We start from the raw sequence: 11,589 nt of genomic DNA, 5'->3' as shown, positions 1-11,589 counted from the left end.
ATGCAGAATGAGCGCAATTCCTTCGACTCTGGCTGACCGCAAGGTCGACACGGTCAAGCTGTTGATCAACGGCGAATTTGTCGAGTCGAGCGCGACCGAGTGGCGCGACATCGTGAATCCGGCGACGCAGGAAGTGCTGGCGCGCGTACCGTTCGCGACGAAAGCGGAAGTGGACGCGGCGATCCGTTCCGCGCATGCCGCGTTCGCGACCTGGAAGAACACGCCGATTGGCGCGCGCATGCGCATCATGCTGAAGTACCAGGCACTGATTCGCGAGCACATGCCGCGCATCGCGAAGACGTTGACGGCGGAGCAGGGCAAGACGTTGCCCGATGCCGAAGGCGACATTTTCCGTGGCCTCGAAGTGGTCGAGCATGCGTGTTCGATCGGCACGTTGCAGCAGGGCGAGTTCGCGGAGAACGTGGCGGGCAGCGTCGACACGTACACGCTGCGCCAGCCGATTGGTGTGTGCGCGGGCATTACGCCGTTCAACTTCCCGGCGATGATTCCGCTGTGGATGTTCCCGATGGCGATCGTATGCGGCAACACGTTCGTGCTGAAGCCGTCGGAGCAGGACCCGCTATCGACGATGCAACTGGTCGAACTGGCCATCGAAGCGGGCGTGCCGAAGGGCGTGTTGAACGTGGTGCATGGCGGGAAGGAAGTCGTCGATGGGTTGTGCACGCATGAGCTGGTGAAAGCGATTTCGTTTGTTGGATCGACGGCGGTGGGCACGCATGTGTACAACCTGGGCAGCCAGCACGGCAAGCGTGTGCAATCGATGATGGGCGCGAAGAATCACGCTGTCGTGTTGCCTGATGCGAACCGCGAACAGACGCTGAATGCGCTGGCGGGCGCCGGCTTTGGTGCGGCGGGACAGCGGTGTATGGCGACATCCGTCGTGGTGCTGGTGGGGTCGTCGAAGGAGTGGTTGCCGGACCTTGTCGCGAAGGCGAAGACATTGAAGGTGAATGCCGGTCATGAGGCTGGCACGGATATCGGGCCGGTGGTTTCGCGTGCTGCGAAAGAGCGCATTTTGGGCCTCATCGAGGCAGGTGTTAAGGAGGGGGCGACGCTTGCACTGGATGGGCGTGGTGTTGGTGTGCCTGGCTACGAGGCTGGCAATTTCATCGGGCCGACGGTTTTTAGTGATGTTTCAGTCGAGATGGATGTCTATAAGACGGAGATCTTTGGGCCGGTGTTGTGTGTGATGACCGTGCCGACACTGGATGATGCCATTGCGCTCGTGAATAGCAATCCAATGGGCAATGGTGTGGGGCTCTTTACGCAGAGCGGCGCGGCGGCGCGGAAGTTTCAGAGCGAGATCGACGTGGGGCAGGTTGGGATCAATATTCCTATTCCCGTGCCGGTGCCGTTTTTTAGTTTTACTGGATCTCGCGGGTCGAAGCTTGGGGATCTTGGGCCTTATGGCAAGCAGGTTGTGCAGTTTTATACGCAGACTAAGACTGTTACCGCAAGATGGTTTGATGATGCCACTGTTAGTGATGGTGTGAATACGACCATTAGCCTTCGATAAGGGTTTTTGTTTGTCTGCGACGCTGGGTGGTGTTTTGGTCTTTGCGCTGGCATCCGCGCTTTGTTGTCGTGCTTCAAGCGTCGCCCCTGTGCGGGGCGGCACCTACTTTTCTTTGCCGCCGCAAAGAAAAGTAGGCAAAAGAAAGCGGCTCACACCGCCAGTTCTAGTTTTTGCCTGAGGGCCCCCAACGGGTCTTACGCTTCACACGGCAATTACGTGACCCACGTTCGTTGCCAACGCTTTGAATAAACGCCGCACCCGCTTCAACCGCCCGTACAAGGGCGAACGGCAGCGAATGGTATGTGCCGCCCAGGTGGCAAACTGTGTGTAGGTTGTCGCGGCATACACGTTAGCGCTCTTACATGGTGGAACGCGTGCGCTATCGGTCCGAAGTGAGGCGTGCGAGGCACTACGGCCTACACACAGTTTGCCACCTGGGCGGCGGTGGAATGTCCGGCGCGGCATGTGGCGACGTGGGGGCGTGAAGCGGGTGATGCGCAACGCAAGAGCGCTGGCAACAAAGATGAGTCATGTGATTGCCGTGTGAAGTGTAAGACCCGTTGGGGGCCCTCAGGCAAGAAGAAGTGTTGGCGGTGTGAGCCGCTTTCTTTTGCCTACTTTTCTTTGCGGCGGCAAAGAAAAGTAGGTGCCGCCCCGCACAGGGGCGACGCTTGAAGCACGCTAACAAAACGCGGATGCCAGCGCAGAAACCCAAAAACCCTAAAACCCTAAAACCCTAAAACCCTAAAACCCTAAAACCCTAAAACCACCATAGCAATCGCAGACAAAACCACAGGAGCGAACATGAAAATCGGCTTCATAGGACTAGGCAACATGGGCGCGCCGATGGCGCTAAACCTGCTGAAAGCGGGACATGTACTGAACGTTTTCGACCTGAACGCGCACGCAGTGCAATCATTAACAGAAGCGGGCGCCACAGCAAAAAGAACCCCAAAAGAAGCCTCGACGGACGTCGAATACGTCATCACGATGCTCCCAGCCGCAGCACATGTAAAAGCCGTGCTAACAGGCGAAGACGGCATCCTCGCGGGCATCGCGAAGAGCGTAACGATCATCGATTCGAGCACGATCGACCCAGCCAGCGTAAAAGCCTTCGCCGAACTGGCGACACAGAACGGAAACACCTTCGTAGACGCGCCGGTCTCAGGCGGCACAGGCGGCGCAACAGCCGGCACACTGACATTCATGGTCGGCAGCACCGCAGAAACATACGAACAGGTAAAACCAATCCTCTCAGCAATGGGCAAAAACATAGTCCACTGCGGCGAAACCTCGACGGGCCAGGTCGCAAAGATCTGCAACAACCTGGTGCTAGGCATCACGATGGCGGGCGTGTCAGAAGCGATGGCGCTCGGCGAAAAACTCGGCATCGACCCCCAGGTACTGGGCAAGATCATCAACACATCCACGGGACGTTGCTGGAGCTCGGACACCTACAACCCGTTCCCCGGCGTCATCGACACCGCACCGTCGACGCGCGGCTACACAGGCGGCTTCGGCACCGACCTGATGCTCAAGGACCTCGGCCTCGCCACCGATGCCGCCAAACTCGCGCGCCAACCCGTCTACCTCGGCGCGCTAGCGCAACAGCTCTATCAGACCATGAGCACGAACGGCGCCGGCAAGCTCGACTTCTCGGCGGTGATCAAGCTGTATCGCAAGGATGGAGACGCGTAAATGATCGAACTCGACTACGCGCATGACGGCAGCGTCGCCGTGCTGACCCTGAAGCGCCCGCCAGCAAACGCATTCACACCGGAAGGGCTATTGCAGCTGCAGCACAGCATCGAACGTCTGAATAGCGACGCGCAAGTGCGCGCAATCGTCATCACGGGCGACGGCCCGAAGTTCTTCAGCGCGGGCGCCGATCTGAACACTTTCGCCGACGGCAACAAGGAAGTCGCGCGACAAGCAGCATCGCGCTTCGGCGCGGCGTTCGAGACGCTGCAAAACGCGCGGCCCGTCGTGATCGCGGCGATCAACGGCTATGCGATGGGCGGCGGGCTCGAGTGCGCGCTCGCGTGCGATATACGCATCGCCGAGCAGCACGCGCTGATGGCCTTGCCGGAAACAGCCGTCGGCCTGCTGCCGTGCGGTTGCGGCACGCAGACGCTGCCGTGGCTCGTCGGCGAAGGCTGGGCGAAGCGCATCGTGCTGACGGGCGAACGCGTCGACGCGGCGACGGCACTGCGCATCGGGCTCGTCGAGGAAGTGGTCGAGAAAGGCGCAGCGCGCGAATTCGCGCTGCAGATGGCGGCGCGCGTTGCGGGCCTGAGCCCGCAGGCTGTCACGTTCAGCAAGGAACTGATCCAGCAGGCGCGCAACGGCGTGCCGCGCGCGGCGGCGCTGGCCGTGGAGCGCGAGCGCTTCGTCGATCTGTTCGACGGCGCCGATCAGCGCGAGGGCGTCAACGCGTTCCTCGAAAAGCGCGCGCCGAAGTGGCAAGGCGCGCAATCGAAGGAGTCGCAGCGATGAACGCTGTTCTCAAAGAGGCAAGCATGCACGAACCCGACGTGCTGTTTCGCGTCGTCAATCGCGTCGCGATCGTCACGCTGAACCGGCCGGCTGCGCTGAACGCGTTGTCGCATGAGATGGTGCGCGAACTGGCCGTGCTGATGGAGCGCTGCCGCACCGATAGCGAGATCGTCGCCGTGGTGCTGCGCGGTGCCGGCGCGAAAGGTTTCTGCGCAGGCGGCGACGTGCGCGCGCTGTTCGGCATGCGGCAGCGCAACGAAAAAAGCTGGCAGCAGTTCTTCATCGACGAATACCGGCTCGACTACGCGCTGCATACCTTCCCGAAGCCCGTTGTCGCGCTGCTCGACGGCATCACGATGGGCGGCGGCATGGGGCTCGGCCAGGCGGCGCGGCTGCGCATCGTCACCGAGCGCACGAAGATCGCGATGCCCGAGACACGTATCGGCTTTCTACCCGACGTCGGCGCGACGCGTTTTCTGAGCGTGATGCCCGCCGAGATCGAACTGTATGTCGGACTGACAGGCGTGACGCTGACGGGCGCGGAGGCATTGCGCTTCCAGCTGGCGGATCTGTGCGTGCCGTCTGAATGGCTCGATACGTTCGAGGAGCGTCTGTTGCGAATCGCAACGGCCGACGTCGCCGCCGACGATCTGTTGCGCGCCCTGCGCACCGTATTCGAGCCGCCGTGCAACATCGTCCCGCATGCGGGGCTCGGCGTGTTCACGCAGTTGATCCTGCGGCACTTCGACCGGCGCTCGGGCGTCGAGCGGATCGTTGCGACGCTGCGCCAGGATCTGGAGCGCGAGCATCCACGCGAGGTGCGTCAGTGGCTGCAAGCAACGTACGAAGCGCTGACGTCGCATTCGCCGACCATGCTGTACGTCACGCGCGACGCGCTGTTGCGCGGCCGTCAGATGACGCTCGCCGAATGTTTCCGGATGGAACTGGGCATCGTCACGCGGGCGATCGAAGAGGGCGATTTCAGCGAAGGCGTGCGCGCACATCTGGTCGACAAGGACCGCAAGCCGCGCTGGGCGCCCGCGACGCTGGCCGAAGTGCGGCCCGAGCGTGTGCGGCATTTCCTGTCGTCGCCGTGGCGCGCGCAGGCGCATCCGCTGGCCGATCTTGGCGAGGAGCAGGCGCTGGCGTGAACGCGCGCCGCGTCTGGAACCGATAGCCGATACCACCCATCAGCACATCCGTATCGCGGCATAGCGCGTGACGACGCGATTCCACGTCACGCGCGCCCCCAGTGCTGCGTGAAACGATACGACGCTGACACCGACACGATGCCCGACACGATGCCGTCGGCTGTCGGGCGTTCGTCCGGGTGCTCACCGTGATGGATCGCGGCGTACGCGCCCGCGCCGAAGCCGAGCGTCGCTGTAAGGGGCAGATGTCCCGGGTACGGATTGTTGCAGCGGCGCGCACGAGGCCGGGCATTGCGCTTGCTGCGCCTGATAAGTCTGCCGGTCGGTCGATCCGGCATCCGGGCGGTCAGAAGCGCGGAACGTTTGAAACGCGAAGGATTTAAAGCAGGCACGCCACCGGCGCTTCCTCGGATCGGCGCCTATACTTTCCGCTTGTCCATCGGTGCTCCACGGTACGGCGACGGCGTCGCGCGATCGTGACACGCGCCATCTGGCATTCGACCGTCTTCCTCCCGATCGTCCCCTTCCGATTGCTGCATGGAGATTTCCCGATGCCCCATATCATCGCCCGACCCGAAGTCCCTCCGCAGGAAGCCAATCAACCCGGCGCTACGCCACACGCGCAGCCGTCGTCGAGCGTCACGATTCCCGTCGAACTGAACGTGAACGGCACGTCTTACGCGCTCGCGCTCGATCCGCGCACGACCTTGCTCGACGCGTTGCGCGAGCATCTGCATCTGACGGGCACGAAAAAAGGCTGCGACCACGGCCAGTGCGGCGCGTGCACGGTGCACGTGAACGGACGCCGCGTGAACGCGTGCCTGTCTTTCGCGGCCACGCACGAAGGCGACACGATCACGACCATCGAAGGCATCGGCGAGCCCGATGCGCTGCATCCGATGCAGGCCGCGTTCGTCGAATGCGACGGTTATCAGTGCGGCTACTGTACGTCCGGCCAGATCATGTCGGCCGTCGCGCTGCTCGACGAAGCGATCGGCCCCAACGACGCCGACGTGCGCGAAGCGATGAGCGGCAACCTGTGCCGCTGCGGCGCCTATCAGAACATCGTGACGGCCATCCAGACCGTGCGCGGCAAGCGCTAGGAGGCCACGATGGAACTGTTCCAGCTTTCGCGCGCGAACGACATGCGCGACGCGATCGTCGCGGGCGCCGCGTCGCAGACGGCGCAGCAGGGCGCGCAGGTGCGTTTCCTCGCGGGCGGCACCACGCTGCTCGATCTGATGAAACTCGATGTGGAGAAACCGGCGCGCGTGGTCGATATCAGCCGCTTGCCGCTCGATCGTGTCGAGGTGACGGATGACGGCGGTGTGCGTATCGGCGCACTGGTGCGCAATGCCGACCTCGCGCTGCATCCGCTGATTCACGAGCCGTATGCGGTGCTGTCGCAGGCGTTGCTGGCGGGCGCGTCCGCGCAATTGCGCAACATGGCGACGACGGGCGGCAACCTGCTGCAACGCACGCGCTGCGTCTACTTCCGCGATACCGCCATGCCGTGCAACAAGCGCGCGCCCGGTTCCGGCTGCGCCGCGATCACCGGCTTCAACCGGACGATGGCGATACTCGGTACGAGCGATGCATGTATTGCAACCAATCCGTCGGACATGAACGTCGCGCTCACGGCGCTCGGCGCGACGGTTCAGATTCAGGGGACGAAGGGCGCGTGCAGTGTTCCGATCGACGATTTCTACCTGCTGCCGGGCGACACGCCGGAACGCGAAACCGTGCTCGAACCGGGCGATCTCGTCACACATGTCACCTTGCCTCCGATTCCGGGCAGTCGCTCGCTGTATCTGAAGCTGCGCGACCGCGCGTCGTACGAATTCGCGCTGGCGTCGGCGGCCGTCGTCGTCAATGTGGCCGACGGGCGTATCACGCGCGCGCATGTTGCGCTCGGTGGCGTCGGCACGAAGCCGTGGCATGCGCGCGAAGCCGAAGCCGAACTCGCGGGCGCCGTGCCCAATGCGGCGAGCTTTGCGCGCGCCGCCGACGCCGCGCTCGCGAATGCGAAAGCGCAGAGCCAGAACGGCTTCAAGATCGAACTGTCGAGGCGCTGCCTGATACATGCATTGACGCAGGTCATGCAGTCCGTCTGAAACTTTTTCGAGGACTCTTTCCATGTCCACTGTGTCCGATTCCTTGCTGTCCGTCATTGGGCAGCCGCAGTCGCGCATCGACGGTCCGCTGAAAGTGAGCGGACGCGCGCAGTACACCTCTGATATCGATTTGCCCGACATGCTGTACGCGGTGCCCGTGTGCGCGACGATTGCGAGCGGCCGTGTGACGTCGATCGAATTCGCCGCCGCGCAGGCGATGCCCGGCGTGCGCGTGGTTCTGCATCGCGGCAACGTCGGCCGCTTCTATCGCATTTCGGGTAATTCGATGGAGACGGGTTTCGTCGACGAAGCGCGCCCACCGTTCGAGGACGACGTGATCCGCTATTACGGCCAGTACGTGGCCGCGGTCGTGGCCGAGACTTTCGAGGCGGCGAGCAACGCCGCGGCCGCCGTGAAAGTCGGCTATGAAAAGACGGCGCATGACGTCAGCGACGAACTCGAAGCGAAGGGCGAGCCGCATGTCCAGAGCGAGCGCGGCGATGCGGCATCCGCATTCGACAAAAGCGAAGTGACGCTCGACGAGACGTATGTGACGCCCGTCGAAACGCACAACCCGATCGAACTGCACGCGACCGTCGCGCAGTGGGACGGCGAGGGCTACACCTTCTACGAGACGACGCAGGCCGTGTCGAACCATCAGGGCACGCTGATGCAGATGCTCGGCCTGCCGAAAGAGAAAGTGCGTGTGATCTCGCGTTATCTCGGCTCGGGCTTCGGCGGCAAGCTGTGGATGTGGCCGCATTCGCTGCTCGCGGCGGCTGCGTCGCGGCATACGGGGCAGCCGGTGAAGCTGGTCGTCAGCCGCAAGATGATGTTCCAGAACGTTGGCCATCGTCCGACGACGCAGCAGCGCATGCGTCTTTCCGCTGATCGCGGCGGCAAGCTCACGTCGATTCGCCACGACTACGTGAATCACACCGCGATCGCCGATGACTACGAGGAAAGCTGTGGCGAGATCACGCCGTTTCTGTACAGCGTGCCGAATCTGCGTGTGAGTTCAGGTCTCGTGCGGCGTAATGTCGGATCGCCGACCGCGATGCGTGGACCGGGCGCAGTGCCGGGTCTGTATGCGCTCGAATCGGCGATGAACGAACTGGCGCGCAAGCTCGATATCGACCCTGTCGAATTCCGTTTGAGGAACGAGCCGAAAGTGGACGAATCGACGGGCTTGCCGTTTTCGTCGCGGCATTTGGTCGAGTGTCTGACGACGGGCGCGGAGAAGTTTGGCTGGGCACAGCGCACGTCCGAAGTCGGTTCGATGACGCGCGACGGGCTGACACTCGGCTGGGGCGTTGGCGCATGCGGGTGGCCGGGGCTGCGTTTTTCCGCCGACGCGAGCGTCGATCTGCGCGCGGACGGCACGGCGCGTGTGGTGTGCGGCACGCAGGACATCGGCACGGGCACGTACACGATCCTCGCGCAACTGGTTGCGGGGCACACGGGCATTCCGCTCGACAGGATCGAAGTCGTGCTCGGCGATACGATGCTGCCTGTGGGGCCAATATCGGGCGGCTCGGCGGCGACGGCTTCCGTGATTCCTGCAGTGCTGCAGGCGGCGCGCGCCGCAACGGACATGGTGTTGGCGCGCGCGGTGGCTGTCGACGAGTCGCCATTTAAGGGTGCCGAAAAGGACGCGCTCGCGTTCGGCGCGGGACGTGTGCATCGCAAGACGGATGTGGCGGAGAAGGGTGTGCCGTTTGCGCAGATTTTGCAGGCCGCGAAGATGCATGCGGCGTCGGGTAAGGGCAGCGCGCAGGGCGGCTTCGACGATCCGCTGAAGAAGCACTATTCGATCTACTCGTATGGCGCGCATTTCGCCGAAGTGACGTGGCAGCCGGAGACGGCGCGGCTGCGCGTGAGCCGCATCGTGACGGTGATCGACGCGGGGCGGATTCTGAATCCGCGCGCGGGGCGCAATCAGATTGAAGGGGCCGTCGTGATGGGTGTTGGCATGGCCCTTTTCGAACATACGATGTATGACGCGCAAAGCGGTGCGCCGATCAATAGCAATCTTGCTGACTATATTGTCGCGTCGCATGCGGATACGCCGGCGCTCGATGTGACGTTTCTGGATTATCCCGATCCTGTGTTTAACGAGCTGGGCGCTCGGGGGATTGCCGAGATTGGGCTGGCTGGGGTCGCGGCGGCGATTACGGATGCTGTGCATCATGCGACGGGTGTCAGAGTGCGGAGGTTGCCGGTGATGATTGAGGATCTGCTTTTAGAGAGGGTTTAGTGTGTGGCGCCTTCGCGGCGCGGGCGGTTTGGGTTGCTTGTGGGCGCGCGCTGGCTTCCGTTGCTTTCACTTCGTGGCGTCGCCGGTTTGGTCTGCTTGTGTTTGTGCTGGCATCCGCGATTTGTTAGCGTGCTTCAAGCGTCGCCCCTGTGCGGGGCGGCACCTACTTTTCTTTGCCGCCGCGTAACTATTCAGCGCTTGTAAACTGCTACCAGGCTGTGCATAGTGAGGGACATGACGAAGATGCCCGACCTCAAGGACCTGACACCGGAGCAGAAGGACGCACTCATCGTTGATCTGGTGAGGCGTCTGAACGAGCTCGAGGCAAAGCTTGAGAAGGACAGTCATAACTCCAGCAAGCCGCCGTCAAGCGATGGTCCAAGGCGCAAGCCGAAGTCATTGCGCGGCACGAGCGGGGCCAGGCCTGGCGCGCAACCGGGGCACAAGGGCAAGACGCTCAAACGCGTCGCGCAACCCGATCACATCGAGATTCACCCGGTGGCGCTGGTGTGCGATGCATGTGGCCAACGCATCGCAGCAGCCCGCGTGGCCGTGTTGCCCGAAGGCCGTCAGGTGATCGATTTGCCACCCACGCGCTTTGAGGTGACCGAGCATCGCGTGCAGATCGCGCAGTGCCGCTGCGGCAAGCATCACTCGGGCGCATTTCCCAAGGGCGTGAGCCAGGCGGTTCAGTACGGCCCCCAGATTCGCGCCGCAGCCGTCTATCTGACGCAATACCAGCAGTTGCCGGTTGCGCGCACCGCCCAGGCGCTGAAGGACCTGTTTGGTCTGCATGTGGTTACGGGAACCGTCCAGCACAGCATTGATCAGGCCGCGCAGTTACTGGTGCCAGCCGTTGAGCAGATCCGGCAGGCGCTACGCGGGCAACCCGTGGTGCATTTCGATGAGAGCTGCATGCGCGTGGGGCGCGAGTCCCGCTGGCTGCATGTCGCCTCGACGCACGCGTTGAGCTGGTATGGCGCGCACCGCAAGCGCGGCAGCGAGGCGCTGGACAGCTTCGGCATTCTTCCCGGCTTTAGGGGAGTCGCGGTCCATGACGGCTGGCGGCCGTATGCCGGCTATGAGTGTGAGCATGCGCTGTGCAATGCTCATCATCTGCGCGAACTGGTGTTTGTCCTGGAGTCCACGCAGCAACGCTGGGCCCAGCAGATGATTGACCTGCTTTGCCAGGCAAAGCGCGAGGTCGACCTCAGTCAGGCTGCAGGAAACACCTCGCTGAGTCAGGCGCGCCAACGCTATTACACACGGCGCAGCCGCGCCCTGATCGCCCAGGCACGCAAGCTCAATCCGCAGCAGGCACGTGAGTCCGGGCGCCGGGAACGCCGCGGCAGGATCAGGCAAAGCTTTACCTGCAACCTGCTCACACGGCTTCACAAGTATGCCGATGAGGTGTGGCGTTTCATTGCCGATCACCGCGTACCGTTCGACAACAACCAGGCCGAACGCGATATCCGCATGCCCAAACTCAAACAGAAGATCTCCGGGTGCTTCCGCTCGGAATCGGGTATGGAGGCGTTCTGCACGATCCGCTCCTACCTTGCCACCTTACGCAAGCAGAGCCGTTCGCTGATCGACGCGCTCGCCCTGGCCTTTACAGGAGTCGTCGTTTCGCCTCTGGTTACCGCTGAATAGTTACGCCGCCGCAAAGAAAAGTAGGCAAAAGAAAGCGGCTCACACCGCCAGTTCTAGTGTTTGCCTGAGGGCCCCCAACGGGTCCTACGCTTCACCCGGCAATCACGTGACCCATGTCCGTTGCCACCGCTCTTGCGGTGCGCCTCACCCGCTTCAGTCACCCGCGCTGCATCATGCCGTGCCAGATATTCCACGGCCGCCCAGGTGGTAAACTGTGTGTAGGCCGTAGTGCCTCGCACGCCTCACTTCGGACCGATAGCGCACGCGTTCCACCCTGTAAGAGCGCTACCCTGTACGACGCGACAACCTACACACAGTTTGCCACCTGGGCGGCACAAACCATTCGCTGCCGCTTGCCCTTGTGCGGAGATCTGAAGCGGG

Annotated in this window: 9 protein-coding genes; 8 read left to right on the top strand and 1 reads right to left on the bottom strand. The window is 62.8% G+C overall.

The features are described 5' to 3' along the window. The first annotated feature begins 7 nt into the window (after window positions 1-7). From H1204_RS23140 to H1204_RS23125, 4 genes are all read left to right on the top strand, one after another. The gene (locus H1204_RS23140) at window positions 8-1,537 is read left to right on the top strand and encodes a CoA-acylating methylmalonate-semialdehyde dehydrogenase (RefSeq protein WP_180733089.1); all 1,530 of its coding nucleotides are present in this window, start codon (window positions 8-10) and stop codon (window positions 1,535-1,537) included. Between the two features lie 804 nt (window positions 1,538-2,341). Beyond that, window positions 2,342-3,235, top strand: coding sequence for a 3-hydroxyisobutyrate dehydrogenase (gene mmsB, locus H1204_RS23135; protein ID WP_180733088.1), 894 nt, complete (start codon window positions 2,342-2,344; stop codon window positions 3,233-3,235). Further along, window positions 3,236-4,033 (top strand): enoyl-CoA hydratase, encoded by a 798-nt coding sequence (locus tag H1204_RS23130; RefSeq protein WP_180733087.1) that lies wholly within the window; start codon window positions 3,236-3,238, stop codon window positions 4,031-4,033. Next, window positions 4,030-5,184 carry an enoyl-CoA hydratase/isomerase family protein gene (locus H1204_RS23125; RefSeq protein WP_180733086.1) on the top strand — a complete coding sequence of 385 codons (1,155 nt, stop codon included), beginning with the start codon at window positions 4,030-4,032 and terminating at the stop codon, window positions 5,182-5,184. The genes H1204_RS23130 and H1204_RS23125 overlap by 4 nt, the downstream gene beginning before the upstream one ends. 86 nt (window positions 5,185-5,270) lie before the next feature. On the opposite strand, the gene H1204_RS51505 is transcribed toward H1204_RS23125, so the two are convergent. Then, window positions 5,271-5,522: a hypothetical protein gene (locus tag H1204_RS51505; RefSeq protein ID WP_243468806.1), complete on the bottom strand. Its 252-nt coding sequence runs from the start codon at window positions 5,520-5,522 to the stop codon at window positions 5,271-5,273. A gap of 213 nt (window positions 5,523-5,735) precedes the next feature. Here H1204_RS51505 and H1204_RS23115 point away from each other — a divergent pair, with 213 nt between their 5' ends. From H1204_RS23115 to H1204_RS23100, 4 genes are all read left to right on the top strand, one after another. After that, window positions 5,736-6,287 carry a (2Fe-2S)-binding protein gene (locus H1204_RS23115; protein ID WP_180733085.1) on the top strand — a complete coding sequence of 184 codons (552 nt, stop codon included), beginning with the start codon at window positions 5,736-5,738 and terminating at the stop codon, window positions 6,285-6,287. A gap of 9 nt (window positions 6,288-6,296) precedes the next feature. After that, window positions 6,297-7,298: a xanthine dehydrogenase family protein subunit M gene (locus tag H1204_RS23110; RefSeq protein ID WP_274608237.1), complete on the top strand. Its 1,002-nt coding sequence runs from the start codon at window positions 6,297-6,299 to the stop codon at window positions 7,296-7,298. Window positions 7,299-7,320: 22 nt separating this feature from the next. Next, window positions 7,321-9,555 carry a xanthine dehydrogenase family protein molybdopterin-binding subunit gene (locus H1204_RS23105; protein ID WP_180733083.1) on the top strand — a complete coding sequence of 745 codons (2,235 nt, stop codon included), beginning with the start codon at window positions 7,321-7,323 and terminating at the stop codon, window positions 9,553-9,555. A 234-nt stretch (window positions 9,556-9,789) separates the two neighbouring features. Beyond that, window positions 9,790-11,208 (top strand): IS66 family transposase, encoded by a 1,419-nt coding sequence (locus H1204_RS23100; protein ID WP_180732078.1) that lies wholly within the window; start codon window positions 9,790-9,792, stop codon window positions 11,206-11,208. Window positions 11,209-11,589 lie beyond the last annotated feature (381 nt).

The sequence above is a fragment of the Paraburkholderia sp. PGU19 genome, from assembly GCF_013426915.1.
Classification (GTDB): Bacteria; Pseudomonadota; Gammaproteobacteria; order Burkholderiales; family Burkholderiaceae; genus Paraburkholderia.
The sequence above is the reverse complement of the archived record's forward strand: the minus strand, read 5'-3'. Positions and strand labels throughout refer to the sequence as shown.